Genomic DNA, 18,294 nt, shown 5'->3' with positions numbered 1-18,294 from the left:
TCCGCGCTCACATCCCGTCACGAAGCTGTCTCGAGACCCGATCCGCGGTTCGCTGTTCGATTCGACGCCGCTCAAAGATCTGTCGCGCGCTCGTCGCCGCCTCCTCGTCCACACGAAACTCGAGGTCCGGGTAGTCGACGGCCGTCAGCACGAGCGGTTCCGGCGGTGCGGGGGCGATACCCTCGTGGCCCGGTAACTGTTCGCCCTCGAGCGCTCGCTCGATTTTCTCGAGCGATGCTTCTCCCGTCCCGACTGCGCGTGCGAGCGAGACGAGTCTGCGGACGAGTTCGCGTGAAAAGCCGCCCGCCGAAACGGTGACGACGAGAAAATCGTCGTCGCGAGCCGCCTCGAGCGTCGGCGACCGCTCGGTGTTTCGCTCGTCCGGTGTGAGATTGTGGAAGTCGTGCGAGCCCGAAAGCGCCTCGAGCGCGGCGTCGAATCGGTCATCTTCGATCCGTACCGCCCTCTCCAGTATCCCTTCAGAAGGAGGTGATTCGTCGTCCGCCAACCCCCCTACAGGTGGCGCGTAGAGGTGGTAGGTGTACGTTCGCCTGGTCGCGTGATGCGTGGCGTGAAATCCTGCAGGTGGATCGGCAAACGACCAGGCTCGCACGTCCGCGGGGAGTTCGCTGTTGATCACTCGAGGGGTGAGCCAGTCCGGAGCCTCGAAGGCGACCGTTTGCTCGAGGGCCGAAACGCCGGCGTCCGTGCGACCGGCGGCGGCGTAGCCGTCGGGTTTGTCGGCATCGGCTGGGAGTACCTCGAGACGTCGGAGTGCGTCGAAAATCGTATCCTCGACGGTGTCCACGTCGGGCTGGCGCTGAAAGCCGAAGTAGTCGGTGCCGTCGTAGGCGATCCGAAAGGCGCGCATCACTGTTCGATTCGACCGAGAACCCCCTGTCTGTTAGCTCCGTCGGGTGCCGGCCCTCATACTGTCGGCTGTCCCTCTGTGAAGCGTCTCACATCCACGGGGCGACGAGAATTGTGAACGACGTACAGTCGACAGTATCAGCGCGCGGTGGAGAGCCACTACTGATTCGCCAACATCGCTATTGAACCCACCAACGCCCGAACGAGTGGCAATATCGGGCGTGTTCGGCGAGCCGCAGGGCCCATTTGGTATGAGCGGCCTGCACACTCCGGGTCGGTGACCTTCCCTGAGGGAGGTGGAAAGAGCGTACAATGGAGTCACAAGCTGACAGTGATCCAGAGCCACATGAGCGTTCGCGAAACGTCGTCTTCGTCGTCCTCGATACCGCTCGAGCGACAAGCGTGAGTGATCGGACGATGCCGGCCCTTTCGAAGCTCGCGTCGGAGGGTTCGGCGTTCGAAAACGCGTTCGCGACCGCACCCTGGACGCTTCCTTCCCACGCGTCGATGTTTACCGGAACGTACCCCTCGGAGCACGGAACACACGGAGACCACCCGTTTTTGAACGAATCGCTGCGGACCCTTTCCGAGGCGTTTTCCGACGCCGGCTACGAGACCGTCGGCGTTTCGAACAACACCTGGATCACCGAAGAGTTTGGCTTCGACCGTGGGTTCGACCGCCTGCGGCGGGGCTGGCAGTACATTCAATCCGACGACGACATGGGCGCGGTCGTTCGCGGTGAGGACCTTCGGGAGAAACTCGACGCAACTCGAGACAATCTCTTCAACGGCAATCCGATGGTCAACGCCACGAACATCCTTTACAGCGAGCTGATTCAACCGGCCGGAGACGACGGAGCCGACCGAACCACGTCGTGGGTCGAGAACTGGCTCGAGGGACGAGACGACGACCGACCGTTCTTTCTGTTCTGTAACTACATCGAACCACACGTCGAGTACGATCCGCCGAAGGAACTCGCCGAACAGCACCTTCCCGAGGGCGCAAGCTACGAGGAAGCCGCGACGATTCGACAGGACCCTCGAGCCTACGACTGCGGCGACTACGAGATCGACGACCGAGAGTTTGCCATGCTTCGCGGTCTCTATCGAGCCGAACTCGCCTACGTCGACGAACAGATCGCGCGATTGCAACGCGCGCTCGAGCGGACGGGCAAGTGGGAGGACACGCTCCTGGTCGTCTGCGGAGATCACGGCGAACACGTCGGCGAACACGGTTTTTTCGGACACCAGTACAACCTGTACGACACGCTCCTTCACGTCCCATTGGTTCTTCACGGCGGCGAGTTCACCGGCGGCGGGAAACGCCGCGATTTCGTCCAGTTGCTCGACCTTCCGGAAACGCTGCTTGAGGCGACCGGCGTCGAGGATCGAGCGTTCGTCGAGCAGAGCCGAGGTCAATCGATGCATCCGGCCTCGGAAACCGATTCACGGGACGCCGTTTTCGCGGAGTACGTCGCACCACAACCATCGATCGACCGACTCGAGGCGCGGTTCGGCGACGTTCCGGATCGGGTCCGCTCGTTCGACCGCCGGCTACAGACTGTTCGGACCCAGGACGCGAAGTACGTCCGCGGCGACGACGGATTCGAGCGGTTCCACGACCTCGAAATGGATCCGTACGAACAGCGGAATTTACTCGAGGAGCTGACAGCCGGAGGAGCCGAAAGCGGTCGACAACAGGGTGAACGCCAGCAACACGACCGAAAGCAATCCAAAACCCACCAACACGAGCCGTCGTGTCGCGACCGGCTCGAGGAGTTGCGCCGCCGTCTCGATGACCAACTCGGAGACATCGATTCGATCGGGATCGAGGCGGGCAGCGAGAACGTTTCGATGCGTGCAGGAACCAAAGAGCGACTGGCTGACTTAGGCTATCTCTGAACACGTCCAGCCTCGAGAAGCCAAGATCATCCTGACCTGGTCGAGCCGTAGAGAAACTGAACGCCGATTGAAAGCTGTTCGCGGGGTTTTATACGATTATCGAGAGTGACTGTGTACTATGACAACCATTCGAACAGAGATCGCCGAGGACGAACCGTACGCGACCGTCGTGATCTCGAACCCGGAACGTGAAAACGCGGTGAGCGAGTCGGATACCGAGGAACTCGCGGCCGCCTTCCGTGAACTCAATGCAAACGACGACGTCCGCTGTCTCGTCCTGACCGGCGACGGAGACGCCTTCTGTGCGGGTGCGGACCTCACCTCGGTCGGCTCCACACCCACCGCAGAATCCATCGATCGCGGCTTTCACGCCGCAGTCGAGGCGATCATGACCTGTTCGAAGCCGGTGATCGCGAAAGTTGACGGCGCGGCGATCGGCGCAGGGGCATCGCTCGCGACGGCCTGTGACTTCGTCTACGCCGACGAATCCGCACGGATCGGCTTCTCGTTCTCGAACATTGGGCTCACGGCGGATACGGGGGCGACGTTTATCCTCCCGCGACTGGTCGGCGTCCGCACCGCCGCGGAGTTGTTGATGAGCGGAGACATCCTTCCCGCACCCGAAGCCGAGGAGGCAGGACTCCTGACCGAAGTCGTCGAGGATGGCAACATCGACAAACGAGTGCACGAACGGGCGACAGATCTCGCGAACGGACCGACTCGAGTCCACTCCTCGCTTCGGCGGCTCCTCCTTCGATCGAACGCCAACACCCTCGAAGAACAGCTCGAACTCGAGGCGCGCGAACAGGAGCGGATGTTCTACACGCAGGACATGATGGAGGGTGTCGCGGCCTTCACCGAAGACCGCGATCCGGACTTTCAGGGGCAGTAGTTCCGACGACCGCAGGTCAGCTGTCAGCCGACGCCGACTGGTAGTGAGATACCCCCATAGTTAAGAGAACACGTCAGTGAGATAAACCAACATGATCGAACGGTCTCTGTCTCGCTCTCCAGAGGAAGCCCTGTCGGGAGGACAACGCTCGAGACGGCAGTTACTCGCCGGCGGTCTCGGCGTTGCCGTCGCCGTCGGAACCGCAGGCTGTACCGATACCCTCCTGGGAAACGGAGATGACGATACTAAACCAGTAGCCCTCGAGGACATCGTTCCGGCGGAGACGGAGCTGCTCGCCGAACTGAACGGAGACGCGCTCGAAGCGGACGAATACGACCGACTGCTCGAGGAACTCGACGATATCGAAGGCGGAGCGATTGGCATTGTGGAAACGCTGGACGGACTCGAGGCCGAGACGGACATCGACACTCGGAGTGCAACTAGAGTGTTGGTATTCGACGACGAGTCCGGAGGCGAATCCGGTGGCAAATCTGAAGCCGAATCCAGTGACGAGTCTGAAGATGGGTCCAGTGGCGGGCCTTCGTTCCTCGATTCCACGACGGTCACCGCGGCCGTGGACGGAGACTGGAATACCGACGACGTGATCGACAGCATCGAAGCTCGACAGGGCACCGAATACGAGGCCACCGACTTCGACGGGAACCTGTACGAGCCAACCGGCGAATCGGGGTCGGCGACCGCCCCCGCCGTCGGCGTCGTCGGGGAGGGCCAATTCGCCCTCGGCAACGAAGCCGCCGTTCGCGACTCCCTCGAGGTTCGATACGGCGATGACGACCCGATATCGGGACAGCTCCTCGAGGCCCACGACGAGCAGGACGCTCAGTTTACGGTGGTGACGCGAGCAGACGGGACACTCGATCCCGACGAACTGGATGCGTTCGACATTCCGATCCCGGTCAGCTTCGACATCCTCGAGGAAGTGACCGTGGTCAGCAGGGCATACAACGTCGTCGACAGTGGCATGCGTCTCGAGGCCGGTCTCTACACCGACGCCGAAAGCGACGCCGAGGAACTCGAGGAGGTCCTCAGGGGTGCCATCGCGGCCTTGCGATCGACCAGCGACGACGAACTCGGCGACGCACTCGAGGAGGTCGACCTCGAGCGAGCGGAAACCGTCGTCAGCATACGGTACGAGGGCGACGAAGCGGCCGTCATCGACCTGATCGAAGAGGTGTAGCGTGGATCTACTGGCCCTCTTGTCCAAGGAGGCGATCGCGGTCCGACGAAACCTGGGTCTCGTCGTCGTTCTGTTGATACTGATCCCCGGTGCACTCGCCGGCGGGACGGTCGTATTCGAGCAGACGATACCCCAGGACGTTCCGGTCGGCCTCGTCGCCGAAGGGGACGCCTCGAGCGACGAAGTGGATATCACTCGAGCCGGAATCACCGCGTTTTCGACCCCCGAGACCTACGACAGTTCCGAGGAAGCGACCGAAGCGCTCCAGCGTGAGGAGGTCTACATCGTGGTCCACGTACCGGGTGATCTCATGGAACCGGGTGCGGAGGCGAACTATACCGTCACTTCCGACCGCGCGTTCGTGCCGTTCGAGGAACCGGTCAACGAGAGCGCCGGTGTTATCGAATCCGAGTTCGACAGCTCGCTCCCCGCGGACGTGGCCGTCGAAAGCGAGGGCATCGGCGAGGAACGAAGCCTCTCGGAGTTCCTCGTCCCGACCGGCCTCTTTGCATTTGTCGCGCTCTACGGACTGGTCTATCTCCCCTATCAGCTTCACTCCGAGCGGCTGGTCCTCGATCGGTTGCAGACCGAATCGCGACTCGAGACGGTCGTCGCCAGCAAACTGCTGTTCTACGGCCTGTTACTGGTCGTTCCGGTCGGGGTTATCACCGCCGTAACGTCGTGGCTCGGTTACTCCGTCGCGGCGTTTTCGCCGATGGCGCTCGGCGTCGTCGCGCTCACGTTTGTTTTGCTGGCGTCGACCGGACTCGCCGTCCTCTTCTTGCTGAAGCTCCGGAAGACCGCGCTGTTCGTCAACCTCGGGCTCACACTCGGCGTCTTCGCGCTCTCGAGTCTCGTCTATCCCGTCGGGTTCTTTTCCTCAACCCAGACGACCATCTCGCGGGCGCTCCCGACGCACTACTCGGCGATCACGTTGCGAAGCGCGCTGTTGCGTGACACACCGCCCTCGCTGTACGCCGATTACCTGCTGTGGCTCGCGGGCAGTGCGGGCGTCTCGTTGATCGCACTCCTGCTAACGATCGCGCTGTATCGACGGAGGCGATGACGATGGCAGAACCCGATTCAAGCCAGCAAGCCATGCCAACGACACCCCTCGAACTCACGGACGTGACGAAACGCTACGGCGAAACGACCGCGCTCGATCTCGAGGGGGCCACGCTCGCGTTCCGCCCCGGCGAGTTCCACGGCCTCGTCGGTCCGAACGGCTCCGGCAAGACGACGCTGTTTCGGTTACTCACCGGCCTTGCACGGCCGACGAACGGGAGCCTCGATCGGGGCGAGGCCACCGTCGGATACAGCTTTCAGGAACCCCGGTTCTATCCCTCCCTGACCGCTCGAGAGAACCTCGAAGTGTTTCGCGGGTTCGTCGGCGATCCACCGCCCGACTCGTGGATCGAGACGCTCCTCGAGGAGCTTCGACTCGAACCCGCCGCCCACCGACGGGCTGACGAGCTCTCCGGCGGTTTCCGGAAGAAGCTCGACCTCTCGCTGGCGCTGGTCAAGCGCCCGCAGTTCCTCCTGCTCGACGAGCCGCTGGCCGACGTCGACGACCACTCGAGGCGGCGTATCAGGGCGTTCCTCGAGTCGTACCAGTCGGGAACGATTGAGGGTGGGCGCGGAGACGAGTCGGCGTCAGAGCCGAACTCAGGCGATCGAACCGTCGTCATCTCCACGCACAACGTCGACGCGTTCGAATCGGCGCTGGATCGCGTGACGGTCCTCGTCGACGGAACACTGCGCGCCGACGGCGAACCCGAAGCCGACGTCGTCGAGCAGTATCGGGACACCCTCGAGTGAGTCGGATCAGTAGAGTGAGCCAGATTACTCGACTCAGTCGAGTAACCCGTTAGTCGAGTAACTCGGATAGACGGTCCGAGGTTTGCTGCTCGAGCCACCGGTAACACGTGAGATCGTCGTCCTCGACGGTTGCGACGATCCTGTCGCGTTCCTCGAGACACGGGTACTCCGACGAAGGAACGACGATCTGGCCGACGGTCTGGGTGCCGTCCTCGAGCAAGATGACGACGTGTTCGCCGTCGACGACGCGGTCGACGGTCGAGACGTACGATTCGGGCGGGTTTGCCGCCGCCTCGGTCACAGAGGGAATGTCGTCGCAATCGGCTCCGGTTGCCCGTGACTCCGAAGCGTTAGAATCCGATGGAGCGTCGTCGGTTGCACCGGCACTCGAGGCAAGTGCGCCCCCGGCGATGGTACTCGAGCCGATGGTTTGCAGGACGGTTCGGCGGTCGACGGTCGGTCGTTCTGCCATGGGCTCGTTGGCCGCGGTTTGATATATAAACGATCGGACGAAAGAGCGGCGGTCGGTGAGTCAACCGTGCTGGCGGAGGTCGCCGTTGCCGAGAGGTGACAATCGACGAGTAGAGTTCAGATCGCCTGCCAAAGACGCACGTATTCGGACGTCGAACGCTGGCTGGGCGTTTAAGCACCCGCCGAACGTAGAACGCGCCGATGTCCCGCGCAACGTATCGGTGTATCTGCGGTGCGCTGCTCGAGTACAAACAGGATATCGAATCGGACCGTGGCGCGACGAGTCGAACGTGGCGGTGCAAAGACTGTGCGACGCCAGTGCCGGGGATGATCGGCGAAAAACTCAGTCACCAACATCCGTCCTGAGGGGGGCGTTCATACTGCCGGCTGTAACTGTGTGACTATTCTCGAACCCGGGGCGACGAGAATTGTGAACGACGTACAGCCGGCAGTATCAGTCTTCTGCGGACTCGGTCCCGGTCGCTGGATCCGGATCATCGATGTATCGGTTTCGCCAGGTTCCTCGAGCGAACCAGCCGGCGCCGACGATTGCGCCGAGGACGTTCCCGACGGCCATCCCGATCCAGATTCCTGTTGCGCCCATATCGAGGACGAAGACGAGAACGAAGACGCTCGAGACCCGCCCGACCCAGAGGGTCAAGATGGAGATAACCATCGCGGTCTTCGTGTTTCCGGCACCCCGGAAGGCACCGAGAACGACCTGCGAGACCCCGATGAACGCGAACTCGACCGAGCGTATCTGCACGTACTCGACGCCCAGTGCGATGGTTTCGGGAGCGTCCTCGACATCTCCGAGGAACACGCTGACGATCGGTTCGGTAAAGGAGACCGCGACCACGGCGACGAGGATCATCACCCCCGCGCCGGTCGTGGCCGCGAGGCGAACGGCACGCGCGGCGCGGTCCGCCCTGTCGGCACCCAGGTTCTGCCCGACGACGGTATCGATCGCTCGTCCGAGACCCATCGCCGGGAGAAAGACCAGTGAGATGAGCCGGTTGCCGAGCCCGTAGGCGGCGACTACGGGCGGCGAGAACGTGACGACCATCGCCGTCAAGGAGATCATCGCCAGCGCGCTCGTCGACTGCTCGACCATGCTCGGAACGCCGAGGCGAACGATATCCTCGATGAACTCGAAGTCGGGTCGAAGGTGATCGAGCGAGACGGCGGGGCCGCGCGTCGTCGCGAACAGGATCCAGAGGCCGACGACGGTGGCCGCGCCGCGAGCGCCGATCGTCGCCAACGCGGCACCCTCGATTCCCCAACCGCTGAAGCCGGTGGCGGCGTAGAAAAAGGCCTCAGCACCGGCGAAGTCGAGCGCCCCGATGACGGGTGTGGCCTCGAGCCAACCCGTGAGCGGGTTATCGTCGAACCCGAAGATGAACAGCGGGTCGAGGACGACGTTGACGACGACGGAGATGACCATCACGAGCATCGGCGTTCGGGTGTCGCCGTAGCCTCGCATGAGCGCCGAGAAGACGAAGAAGCCGAACATCAGCGGCATACCGAGGAAGATGATTTCCATGTAGTCGGCGGCCAGCGGCACGACCGACGCCGCAGTGTCGGGATCGCTCGGCAAAATCTCGAGCGCCGGTCGGGTGTAGAAGTAGCCGACGACGCCGATCACGACCGAAAGGAGGGAAACGAACGAGACCGTCTGGCCCGCGACAAGCCCAGCTGAACGGCTCCCTTTCGCACCGATGTACTGGGCGACGAGGATCGCACCCGCGGTCGTGAACCCGCCGGCGACCGCGATCAGGAGGAAGATGAGCGGGAACGCGAGGCTGATAGCCCCGACCGCCTCCGCGGAGAGTCGACCGAGATAGAGCGTATCGACGACGTTGTAGGTGACCTGCAACAGCTGAATAACGACGATCGGCCAGGCCAGGTGAAACAGCGGCCCGATGAGCGACCCCTCCGTAATCGAACTAGACGGACTGAACGACACGCTCGAGTCGTCTTCGTCCGACTCCGAACTCGAGTCCGTCTCGCCTGAATCTACATCCGAATCCTCGAGTGAATCATCTGCCGGGCCCGATGGAGGATCGTCCGACGGCGTCGAATCGCCAGTAGAAGCGTCATCGGGCGGAGGAGAGGCGCTATCTTCTCGCCGAGACGGACTATCGTCCGGCTCGCGGGGATCGTCAGACACTGTCCCGACCAAGGAGTGGCGAGGTGATCAATATTTTGAAGGGTCTTCGACGAGCAGAAAAAGAGCGCGGTTACTCCCGCCGCGGGACCTCGTGGCGGCCGAATCCGTACCGCAGTCGGCTCGCGAGTCGGCGCGAAAATCGACCGTCGTCAGCTCGTGAGCCGAACCGTTCGGAGAGCGCGGTGTAGATCAGCGGAACGGGCACTTCCTGCTCGAGTCCTTCCTGAACCGTCCACGTTCCCGTCGAGCCGCCCTCGACGCGGTCCGCCACGTCGCCCAGATCCGCTCCCTCCTCGCGGAACGCTTCCTCGCAGAGCTCGAGGAGCCACGAACGGATCACCGCGCCGTTGTTCCAGACCCGAGAGACTTCCTCGAGATCGAGGTCGTACCGGCCCTCATGGAGGAGTTCGAACCCTTCTCCGTAGGCCTGCATCAGCGCGTATTCGACGCCGTTGTGGACCATCTTGACGTAGTGGCCCGAGCCCGCTGGACCCATGTGCCCGTGGCCGTCGGGACCGGTCGCGACCGCGTCGAAGATCGGCTCGAGTTCCGCGTAGGCCTCGGTCGGGCCGCCGATCATTAGCGAGAAACCCAGTTCCGCACCCGCGGGGCCGCCGGAGGTGCCACAGTCGAGGTACGCGGCGGGACAGGATTCGGCGCGTCGAACCGAATCCTGAAACTTCGAGTTCCCGCCGTCGACGACGATATCGTCGCCGTCGAGGTTCGGCTCGAGTTCCTCGAGCGTTACGTCGACAGCTTCGCCCGCGGGAACCATCAGCCAGATTCGTTTCGTCTCGCCGAGTTGCTCGAGAAAGTCTGCGATCGAGTCGGCGGGCTCGGCACCCACATTGGCGGCCGCCGCGACCGCTTCCTCGTCGAGATCGAAGGCCACGACATCGTGTCCGGCCTCAAGCACGCGGTCAACGACGATCTGTCCCATCCGTCCGAGTCCGATTACGCCCAGTTGCATACCAGTGGCTGGGCGGGCGGGTGAGGTAGTGGTTGTGATTCGTCGATGGCTCTCGAACGCGAGATTCTGGATACGAAAACTGGCCGGGAAAACTGCCTTCGTCGGAAAATCGGGTTCAGCGAGCTACTGAATCGGGTCCTCGAGGCGGGCCCAGCCGATCGCGTCGAGCACGACGATACGGCCCTTGTAGCGGACGTAGACGCCGTTGTATCCGCCGCGTCGTCCCTCGTGGTAGGGAAGCGACCCCCGGATCGCGTCGACGATCGACCAGGCGCCATCGCGTTCTAACGTGACGTGTTCCCATTCTTCGCGGGCGTCGTTTCGAATCGCTCGGCGGATCGCCTTTCTCGCGCCCGGAATTTCGTGGAGCGATCGACTCGAGGCGTCGATAACGGTCGCATCGACGGGGACGTCCTCGACGACGCGCGCGCCGAGGTCGGCCTTCGAGCGCGCGCCGGTGGTTCTCGTCCGACCCGACCGAAATACGTAGCCTGCGACCGCAGCTGAGCCGACGACGAGTGCAGACAGTGCCACGTCTTTCCCCCTGATCATCATGAACCTACGTTATAGCAATCAACTAAGTATCTTTCGTCAAAATATCTCCGTTTGATATGTCTTCGCGCCGGAAAGCAGACATACGTCAGACAATAGTTATCTCCCCGACTAATTTCGTGCTTATACGAGACCGACGAGACCACCGGAAAGCGCTCCGGCGACGACCAGAAGCGCCACGCCGACGACCGCCGCCCCGCGGAACAGCGGAAGCGCGTCTCGAGCGGGTTCTCGGAGTTTCTTGCCGTTGAGTCCCGCTTCGAATCGCTTGGTTGCGACTTCGACGAGCGCGGTCAGTACGAGCCAGAGCGCGACCATCAGCAGTACTAGCTGGCCGTTGAAGCTCGAAAAGAGGCTCTCGGAGGTGTAGGAAGTTCCCGCGAGGTGGCCACCCGACGCTAAAAGCACGAGCGAGCTCACGCGGGAGATCGTCGTCAGTTTGCCGGAAATCGTTTCCAGCGGCGACGTGGAGTTGAACGCGCCGTCTCGAGCCAGCGGAACGACGACGAACGCGACGAAGAAGACGCTTCCGGCCCAGAGTGCGGCGAAGATGAGATGGACCGTCGTCGCGACGAGATAATCGACCATACGAGAACGGTTAGACAGTGACCCTATCAGCGTTCCGACTCGCGTCTAGCCGTCACAAGTAGATCACGGCTCACACGAGTTTCGAGAACGAGTTGATTTGGTGGGCATCGGTTCTGTAGGAAGCAGTCTGTACCCCTAGCAGAACTATAGTCACACACAGTGTACGGCCGACATGACACGAACTCCATCGTTCGAGGTACACACGAAAGACGACGCCGACGCCGGAACCGTGCTCCTCGGTGGTATCGCCGACATCGGTGCTGCGGGACTCACGGGAATCGATTACCTCGTCGATCACCTCGAGACCACGCAGATCGGGTGGGTCAGTACGCGCAACCTTCCCGTCGTCGCCCCGGTCTCGGACGGAGAACCGCGCCATCCGATCCGACTGTACTCCGTCGACGACACGGAGATAACGATTCTTCTCAGCGAACTATTCGTCCCCGTTCCGGTCGCGGCCCCGTTCGTCGATGCAGTCCTCGAATGGACGAATGCCAACGGAATCGGCGAAATAACGCTGGTGCAAGGAACACCGTTTCCACACAGCGAGGAGGAACACCTGGTCTTTCACGTCGGCACCGAAGCATATCGCCGGACACACTTCACAAACGAGAGCACTGCCGATATCGAGGCGCTTCCGGGCGGTGTCCTCGACGGAGTCCACGCCCAGATTCTCGTTCGCAGTCTCGAGGAAACTGACCCGTCGGTCGGCGTACTCACCACACCCTCGCATCCACCGGGACCCGACATCGACGCTGCGCTCAGACTTCTAGACGCATTGGCGCGGCTGTACGAAATCGACGTCGACGAGCAGGAACTACAGGCACGCTCCGAAGAGATGCACCGCTACTACGAAGAACTCGCCGCTCGATTGAACGTCCTTCAACAGAACGAACAGTCAGTCGAAAACCGAGATTTCCCGGAAAATCGGATGTACATGTAAAACCCATGTGAGCTTCTCGAGACGGAATCAAACGATCCGTCAGTCACCGAGCGAAAAAGCGCCGTGTCGAGTACCTCGTGGTCGACAGTCGCTTCGGTCGTCCTCGTTAGGGCTCTTTGCTCACCTTCGATGGGTCCCCTCGAGCCGATCGGATGGCGTCGGATCAGATGTCGTCGGATCGGATTTACCGTCCGTGTACTCCTGAAGACGCGACTGCCGGCTGGGAGGTCGATTGCCAGAGAGCACGTACGGAAGGAGGACGTGTGCGGCGTTGATCACGAGGATAAGCAGGATCGGGAGCAAAAAGAGACCGTAGAAGCCGAACACGACCGGTCCGACGATGTAGGAAACCAGTAACATCCCGGTGTGGGTCTGGTCGCCGCTAATGTGGGCTCTGATGAAGAAATCGGGGATGAAGTCGACGAGGACGGCGCTGACGATGAGCAACACGCCGACGGGAACCAAAAGCGAGAGACCACCAGTGAGCCACGCGGTAACCGCCAATAAAGCGGTTACCGGGAGGTAGACGAGTTTGATGCCGACGACCGGAATGAGACTGCCGATTCCGGCCAGTGCACCGATCAGCGCCGGAAACGGAACCTGAACGGCAGCGGGCGCGAACAGATTGTACGTGTAAAACGTCGCAATGCCGACGATAGCCGTGACGAACACGTTGACGATGTTTCCAAAGAGTGTCATCGACAGTTCGGGATCTACGGCCCGAATGTACTCGTCCATCACCCCGGACTCGTCGAACGTCTCGAGGAGCCACGAGACGAACCGCGGCCCGTCGACGAGCATGTAGTAGGTCAGGACAACGAGGATAAGCAACTGAACGAACACACTGCTGAGTAGATTGATCGTTCCGAGGAGGGTCACCCCGAGGACGCCGAGCGATGCCTGTGAGACCGCTCCGGAGAGAAGATTCTGGAATTCCTCGAAATCGGCGATGCCGGCTTCATCGAGGATCTGATCGATCATCTGTCCCTGAACGTCGTAAGCTTCGAGAAGAGTCTGCGTTTCCAGCGCGATGATCGCGATGGTGTACGCGACCAGGATAATGAAGGGCACCCCGAAGAGCACCAGCGCGAGTCCCGCTCTGACTCGCCGCGGGAGCCCGAACCGCTCGAGAAACCTGTGGATAGGCCGAACCGCGTAGTACAGAAAGACCGCAAAGACGAGCACTGCGATGAACCGAACGGCGACGTACGCGACGAGCGCGAAGAGCGCAAGGACTACCAACCCGACGACGAACCGGCGGGCGAAGGTGCGGTCGTACTCCATCTACCCACTGATAGACAGGTGAACTATTTCACTCTCCCGACCGCTCCTCGAGTTGGACAGTCGATAGAACGTGATTCGAAACGAAAGAGAACGGCTACCGATTCGCAACCGAAAGAGAACGGCTACCGATTCGCAACCGAAAGAGAACGGCTACCGATTCGCTCACGACCGTGTGCGAACACGCTCGAGATCCAGTCGACCGTAATGCCAGAGTGTCCCCGTGAGCCCCGACTCGGCGATCCTTCGGCCGGAACTCTCGACGAGCACCTGCGAGCAGTAGCCCGTGGGATAAGAGCGAGCGAGTCGCCGGCTGAACGCCGTATCCTCGTTGGCTACGTTCGGGAAGCCGCCGATATCGTGGAAGGCCCGTCGGTGGACGAAGCAGTTGAACCCCGGTAGAATCGGGTACTCGAGTCTGGGAAAGACGTGGTTGATCGTCGCTTCCATCAGCTTCGCCCGGAGGGGACCCGTGATCCGGCAGGCGGAACTCGCCCCGGCTAGCCCGTTCGCCTCGACTACTCCGAGCATCGCCGTGAGGTAGTTCGCCCGGACTATCGTGTCGGCGTCGATAAACGCCAGCCACTCGCCGTCGGCGTGTTCAGCGCCCAGTGTCCGCGCGGCACCGATTCCGGCTCCGTCGTCGGAAACGACCGTTGTATCGTAGTCGCGTGCGATGTCGACCGTTCCATCGGTCGAGCCGCCGTCGACGACGATCACCTCGTACTCGTAGGCGGTATCCAACGCGGCGATACTCGAGAGGGTGCCTCGAAGGTAGTCGGCCTCGTTTCGCGCCGGGATAACGAAACTGGCGACCGGGGCTTCCGACCCGTTTGGGGAATCCGAACCGACAGTCGACTCGCTCACAGTTATTCGGTCGACAGTTTAGCGGCACGCGTTGTAACTATGACGCCCCGAGCAACCGTCCTCGCTCGAGATGGCGACACTGCGATCGAAGAAACGGAACGGCCGTTCGCTCGAAACGACCGTGTGCATTGTTTTCACGCCACTTTGCGGCCAGAATTGGTTTATCATGAACTTTTATGGTGGTCGGCTCTGTAGGGGTGAGTACAGATGTCGGTCGTACACGTAGCACGGTGAAAACGCCGCCCCCAGACGATTCTCGAGCCAACGTATCGATTCCCGCAGGGTTTCACCGACTGAAGCCACGGACACCACTCCATCACCCGACCGACATGAGCACACAAAATCTACACTCCCAGACGACGCAAACGCCGAACCGAACGCCAACCACACCTGATCATCAGCCGACTCGAGATCGGCGGAATCCATCCCAGCGCGTTCAACAGACGTTTTCGACACAGCAAACGAACCGACTCGAGAACCTGATCGACGAGTGTAACTCCGCGTTCGTCACCGGCAATTCGAAGCCGCCGTCCGACTGAATCTCCGAAATCCTGTCGTCGTCTGTGACCCGAACGGACGACCGACCTCGCTGGCTGGCGATCCGAACTGACTTTTCGACGGAGGCTGTAGGCTCGAGTGGCCGATGACGATGCCTCCGCTCCGAGCCGGTCTCGGCAACCGGTTGTGACGAGCCCTATGAGTGCCGAGGCCATCGATTTACATGTACCACTCCGGTTTTGAGCTTTATTGAAATTAGACTGGGTAACAAACTCTTCAATTCTAAGCGGCTGTACCGCCGTAGAACGCTTCTGCCTGAGCAACAATCGGATCTACCAAGTGCTCGTGTTTACTAAGCTTCAACCCGTTACTCCGAAGTACTGCTTTGACTTCAATCTTGATCTCGGCCCGGATCTTTTCTCTGTTAGTCCAGTCAACTTCAATACTCTCTTTGAGATTCTGTTTTAGTTCTTGAGCAATATCTCTCAACTTCTCCTCTTCTATCTCCGTTTCCGAGTTCGACGAAATCGCGTCATAGAACGCAAGTTCCTCATCACTCAAATCTAACTCTTGTTGACGGTCATCGGTATTCTGGATCTCGTCAGCATACTCTTTGAGTTCCTCGATCACCTGCTGAGTTGTGAGGAAATCATTGTTGTAGTCGGTGATCGTTTTCTCGAGCTCTTCTTCGAACGATTTGTACTTCGCTAAGTTGCCTTGTTTCCGTGTGGAGATTTCGTTCCGGATCAGCTGTTCAAGCATCTTCACCTGGAGGTTCTCGAACTCTACGTTTTTGACATCGGAAAGGAAACCCTCGCTCAGTACCGGTTTCTCTTTCTCCCACTTGTCGAATCCGGAAAGCTCAACCAAGTCTTCGATTCCAACCCCTTCAGCCACGAGCTCTTTCATCGTGGAATCAAGTTCTTCAGCCTCTTCGTCCCTTCCGGGGTTCTCCATACTCTTGATACTGTCAAGTACCGCATCAAAGAACACGACATCAACACGGATCTCGTTTGACTCGGGATGAGGACTAACTAAGGCAAACGCTTTCTTCAGTTCAACCATCGCCTCCTTGAACTTCTCTTCACGTTCCTCAGTCACCAAAACCTCATTCTGCGCCTTATGTATCAGACGTTGACGTTCCAACTGATCGAGTTGGGGCCAGTCATCATACTCAATACGGTCAAAGAAGCCAGCTACCTTCTGATGCTTCTGCCGCATTACCTCAACCGCTTCCTCAAGATCGAGCATCGCAGTCTCCTGAATTTCGGACGTGTACTTGCTCAACGTCCGTTTCAGGTTGTCTCCGATACCGATGTAGTCGACAATTAGACCGCCTGGTTTGTCCTTGTAAACCCGGTTTACACGACCGATAGCCTGCAACAGGTTATGGTTCTTCATCGGTTTATCAACGTACATCGTGTGAAGGCATGGAACGTCGAAACCAGTCAACCATTTGTCACAGACAACAGCCAGCTTCAACGAGTCCTCATCGTCTTTGAACCGACGTTTCAGCGTTTCATTGTCCGCGGGATCATCAATGAAGTCCTCTGCGCCAGAGATAACGACCTCGACCTCGGGTGCTTCAGGGATCGCTTCTATCGATTTTTTGTATTTGACCGCGGTTTCACGGCTGATCGCAACGACCATTCCCTTTCCGTCGAGCTCTCGGTCGTTGAAATGCTCAACAATGTCCTTCGCGATCTCTTCGGTTCTTTCCTCGTTGTTCTCGATTATACGTCGGAGACTGGTCCATCTCCGTGTCATCTCCTGCCGCAAGTCGTCCGACTTCGACTCCATCAACTCCTCAAAATGTTTTCCGATACGAGGATCATTGATCTGAAGCTTAGCCAACCGGCTCTCATAGTATATTGGTACGGTCGACCCGTCTTTTTGAGACTGATCGATTGTATACTGGCTAATGTAACCGCCGAACGTGTTAGTAGTGGAACGGTCTTCTTTTTCGATCGGTGTCGCGGTAAACCCGAGGTATGAAGCGTTTGGAAGCGCTCTCCTGACGTTTGCAGCTAAATCCTTGTACTGGGTGCGGTGCGCCTCGTCCGCAACCACCAAAATGTTCTCTCGGTCGTTTACCTCGGGATAGACTGCTTCCTCATCGGTGGTCTGGAACTTTTGGACGGTGGCGAAGATTATCCCTCCAGCCTCTCGATCCAACCGGTCTCTTAGCTCTACTCGGTTGTCGTTGTCCGCCCATTCAGCTGGAAGCCCGTGATTCTTGAACTCTTTGAACAGTTGCTCGTCTAGTGCGTTCCGGTCAGTCAAGAAAACCAGTGTCGGGTTCCGCATTCCACTGGTCTGACGAACCTTGTTAGCATAGAAAACCATAGACAGTGACTTGCCGGAGCCCTGTGTATGCCAGACTACACCAGCCCGATTCTCGTCAGGACCTGTCACAGCATTCCGACTGCTTTCAACAGCGTTGTTAACTGCGTAGAACTGGTGGTAAGCTGCTAGCTTCTTGCTCAGTTTCCCGTCTTCATCCGAGTAGAGAACAAAGTAACGGATAAGATCTAAAACTCGGTTAGGATCGAACGCTCCACGAATCAGAACCTCTGCCGGCGAATACTCATCGGTCGCATCCTTCTCCTCGTCAATATATCTCCATGGAGAAAACCACTCCCAGCCAGCAGAGAGGCAGCCGAGTCGGGCATTACTCAGATCCATCACACCGATCAGCTCATTATAGTGAAATATGTCAGGAATATCGTTGACATACCGGTTAGTCACCTGCTTGTACGCCTTCCCAATCGTAGCATTTGGATCAGTCGGATTCTTCATCTCGAGAACCCCGATCGGCAATCCATTCACAAAAACAACGATATCTGGTTTCCTCTGAGGACCATCCCCGATCTGGACTGTGAACTGATTAGAGACTAAGAAATTATTTCTCTCCGGCTTTTCAAAATCAACAATATCAACAAATTTAGCTCGCGTCTCTCCGTTCTCCTCATACTCAACCTGGACTCCCTGAGTGAGGATTTCGTGAAAATTCTTGTTATTTTTGAGAAGGTTTGGAGAGTTAAAACCGAGTAGCTGAGAAACTGCATCCTCCACCCCTGCTTCCGGGATTTCTTTATTAAATTCTCGTATTTTATTCCGCAACCGATCGCGTAAAACGATATCCGAAAGAGATTCTCGTTCTGGATCTTTACTATTTGGTCCAAGATCAGAACCTGATCTATACTCGTAGCCAAGGTCCTGAAAAACCATTAGAGCTGGTTTCTCCGACAACTCCATCTCATTCATCGACATT

17 protein-coding genes are annotated in these 18,294 nt (G+C 59.4%); 8 read left to right on the top strand and 9 right to left on the bottom strand.

From position 1 onward, the window contains the following. Window positions 1–7 precede the first annotated feature (7 nt). Window positions 8–871, bottom strand: a complete 864-nt coding sequence (gene truA, locus ACYQ14_RS13125; RefSeq protein ID WP_459888878.1) for a tRNA pseudouridine(38-40) synthase TruA — start codon at window positions 869–871, stop codon at window positions 8–10. A 311-nt stretch (window positions 872–1,182) separates the two neighbouring features. On the opposite strand from truA, the gene ACYQ14_RS13120 reads away from it, so the two are divergent. From ACYQ14_RS13120 to ACYQ14_RS13100, 5 genes are all read left to right on the top strand, one after another. Continuing rightward, complete coding sequence (locus tag ACYQ14_RS13120) at window positions 1,183–2,772, top strand: sulfatase (protein ID WP_459888876.1); 1,590 nt, start codon at window positions 1,183–1,185, stop codon at window positions 2,770–2,772. A 118-nt stretch (window positions 2,773–2,890) separates the two neighbouring features. After that, window positions 2,891–3,664: an enoyl-CoA hydratase/isomerase family protein gene (locus tag ACYQ14_RS13115; protein WP_459888874.1), complete on the top strand. Its 774-nt coding sequence runs from the start codon at window positions 2,891–2,893 to the stop codon at window positions 3,662–3,664. Window positions 3,665–3,755: 91 nt separating this feature from the next. Then, window positions 3,756–4,862, top strand: a complete 1,107-nt coding sequence (locus ACYQ14_RS13110) for a hypothetical protein (protein WP_459888872.1) — start codon at window positions 3,756–3,758, stop codon at window positions 4,860–4,862. A gap of 1 nt (window position 4,863) precedes the next feature. After that, window positions 4,864–5,928, top strand: a complete 1,065-nt coding sequence (locus ACYQ14_RS13105; protein ID WP_459888871.1) for an ABC transporter permease — start codon at window positions 4,864–4,866, stop codon at window positions 5,926–5,928. Window positions 5,929–5,930: 2 nt separating this feature from the next. Further along, a complete protein-coding gene (locus ACYQ14_RS13100; protein WP_459888870.1) occupies window positions 5,931–6,680 on the top strand; it encodes an ABC transporter ATP-binding protein in 750 nt (249 codons plus the stop codon). Window positions 6,681–6,729: 49 nt separating this feature from the next. Here ACYQ14_RS13100 and ACYQ14_RS13095 read toward each other — a convergent pair whose 3' ends face one another. Next, the gene (locus tag ACYQ14_RS13095; RefSeq protein ID WP_459888869.1) at window positions 6,730–7,152 is read right to left on the bottom strand and encodes a hypothetical protein; all 423 of its coding nucleotides are present in this window, start codon (window positions 7,150–7,152) and stop codon (window positions 6,730–6,732) included. 200 nt (window positions 7,153–7,352) lie between these two features. On the opposite strand from ACYQ14_RS13095, the gene ACYQ14_RS13090 reads away from it, so the two are divergent. Continuing rightward, complete coding sequence (locus ACYQ14_RS13090; RefSeq protein ID WP_459888867.1) at window positions 7,353–7,517, top strand: hypothetical protein; 165 nt, start codon at window positions 7,353–7,355, stop codon at window positions 7,515–7,517. 88 nt (window positions 7,518–7,605) lie between these two features. On the opposite strand, the gene ACYQ14_RS13085 is transcribed toward ACYQ14_RS13090, so the two are convergent. From ACYQ14_RS13085 to ACYQ14_RS13070, 4 genes are all read right to left on the bottom strand, one after another. Beyond that, window positions 7,606–9,321: an MATE family efflux transporter gene (locus ACYQ14_RS13085; protein ID WP_459888865.1), complete on the bottom strand. Its 1,716-nt coding sequence runs from the start codon at window positions 9,319–9,321 to the stop codon at window positions 7,606–7,608. Window positions 9,322–9,391: 70 nt separating this feature from the next. Then, on the bottom strand, window positions 9,392–10,291 hold the full coding sequence (gene gnd / locus ACYQ14_RS13080) for a phosphogluconate dehydrogenase (NAD(+)-dependent, decarboxylating) (protein ID WP_459888863.1): 900 nt from the start codon (window positions 10,289–10,291) through the stop codon (window positions 9,392–9,394). A gap of 123 nt (window positions 10,292–10,414) precedes the next feature. Beyond that, complete coding sequence (locus tag ACYQ14_RS13075) at window positions 10,415–10,846, bottom strand: hypothetical protein (protein ID WP_459888861.1); 432 nt, start codon at window positions 10,844–10,846, stop codon at window positions 10,415–10,417. A gap of 120 nt (window positions 10,847–10,966) precedes the next feature. Continuing rightward, window positions 10,967–11,431 carry a copper resistance protein CopD gene (locus ACYQ14_RS13070; RefSeq protein ID WP_459888859.1) on the bottom strand — a complete coding sequence of 155 codons (465 nt, stop codon included), beginning with the start codon at window positions 11,429–11,431 and terminating at the stop codon, window positions 10,967–10,969. 172 nt (window positions 11,432–11,603) lie between these two features. On the opposite strand from ACYQ14_RS13070, the gene ACYQ14_RS13065 reads away from it, so the two are divergent. Beyond that, window positions 11,604–12,374, top strand: a complete 771-nt coding sequence (locus tag ACYQ14_RS13065) for a proteasome assembly chaperone family protein (RefSeq protein ID WP_459888858.1) — start codon at window positions 11,604–11,606, stop codon at window positions 12,372–12,374. Between the two features lie 120 nt (window positions 12,375–12,494). Here the strand turns inward: ACYQ14_RS13065 and ACYQ14_RS13060 are convergent, their stop codons facing one another. Together ACYQ14_RS13060 and ACYQ14_RS13055 are read right to left on the bottom strand one after the other, a co-directional pair. After that, window positions 12,495–13,658, bottom strand: coding sequence for an AI-2E family transporter (locus ACYQ14_RS13060; RefSeq protein ID WP_459888856.1), 1,164 nt, complete (start codon window positions 13,656–13,658; stop codon window positions 12,495–12,497). 162 nt (window positions 13,659–13,820) lie between these two features. After that, on the bottom strand, window positions 13,821–14,522 hold the full coding sequence (locus ACYQ14_RS13055) for a glycosyltransferase (protein WP_459888854.1): 702 nt from the start codon (window positions 14,520–14,522) through the stop codon (window positions 13,821–13,823). Between the two features lie 329 nt (window positions 14,523–14,851). Between ACYQ14_RS13055 and ACYQ14_RS13050 the strand changes: the two genes are divergently transcribed. Further along, complete coding sequence (locus ACYQ14_RS13050; RefSeq protein WP_459888852.1) at window positions 14,852–15,061, top strand: hypothetical protein; 210 nt, start codon at window positions 14,852–14,854, stop codon at window positions 15,059–15,061. A gap of 241 nt (window positions 15,062–15,302) precedes the next feature. Here ACYQ14_RS13050 and ACYQ14_RS13045 read toward each other — a convergent pair whose 3' ends face one another. Further along, window positions 15,303–18,287 (bottom strand): type I restriction endonuclease subunit R, encoded by a 2,985-nt coding sequence (locus ACYQ14_RS13045; protein WP_459888850.1) that lies wholly within the window; start codon window positions 18,285–18,287, stop codon window positions 15,303–15,305. Between the last annotated feature and the right edge of the window lie 7 nt (window positions 18,288–18,294).

This window comes from Halostagnicola bangensis (genome assembly GCF_054653435.1).
The sequence above is the reverse complement of the archived record's forward strand: the minus strand, read 5'-3'. Positions and strand labels throughout refer to the sequence as shown.

Excerpts from the sequence above, each read along its gene's own strand:
- ACYQ14_RS13120 (WP_459888876.1), top strand. The coding sequence starts at position 1,183 with ATGGAGTCACAAGCTGACAGTGATCCAGAGCCACATGAGCGTTCGCGA.
- ACYQ14_RS13065 (WP_459888858.1), top strand. The coding sequence starts at position 11,604 with ATGACACGAACTCCATCGTTCGAGGTACACACGAAAGACGACGCCGAC.
- ACYQ14_RS13110 (WP_459888872.1), top strand. The coding sequence starts at position 3,756 with ATGATCGAACGGTCTCTGTCTCGCTCTCCAGAGGAAGCCCTGTCGGGA.
- ACYQ14_RS13095 (WP_459888869.1), bottom strand. The coding sequence starts at position 7,152 with ATGGCAGAACGACCGACCGTCGACCGCCGAACCGTCCTGCAAACCATC.
- ACYQ14_RS13115 (WP_459888874.1), top strand. The coding sequence starts at position 2,891 with ATGACAACCATTCGAACAGAGATCGCCGAGGACGAACCGTACGCGACC.
- ACYQ14_RS13075 (WP_459888861.1), bottom strand. The coding sequence starts at position 10,846 with ATGATGATCAGGGGGAAAGACGTGGCACTGTCTGCACTCGTCGTCGGC.
- ACYQ14_RS13050 (WP_459888852.1), top strand. The coding sequence starts at position 14,852 with ATGAGCACACAAAATCTACACTCCCAGACGACGCAAACGCCGAACCGA.
- ACYQ14_RS13100 (WP_459888870.1), top strand. The coding sequence starts at position 5,931 with ATGGCAGAACCCGATTCAAGCCAGCAAGCCATGCCAACGACACCCCTC.
- truA (WP_459888878.1), bottom strand. The coding sequence starts at position 871 with ATGCGCGCCTTTCGGATCGCCTACGACGGCACCGACTACTTCGGCTTT.
- ACYQ14_RS13045 (WP_459888850.1), bottom strand. The coding sequence starts at position 18,287 with ATGAATGAGATGGAGTTGTCGGAGAAACCAGCTCTAATGGTTTTTCAG.
- ACYQ14_RS13070 (WP_459888859.1), bottom strand. The coding sequence starts at position 11,431 with ATGGTCGATTATCTCGTCGCGACGACGGTCCATCTCATCTTCGCCGCA.
- gnd (WP_459888863.1), bottom strand. The coding sequence starts at position 10,291 with ATGCAACTGGGCGTAATCGGACTCGGACGGATGGGACAGATCGTCGTT.
- ACYQ14_RS13090 (WP_459888867.1), top strand. The coding sequence starts at position 7,353 with ATGTCCCGCGCAACGTATCGGTGTATCTGCGGTGCGCTGCTCGAGTAC.
- ACYQ14_RS13060 (WP_459888856.1), bottom strand. The coding sequence starts at position 13,658 with ATGGAGTACGACCGCACCTTCGCCCGCCGGTTCGTCGTCGGGTTGGTA.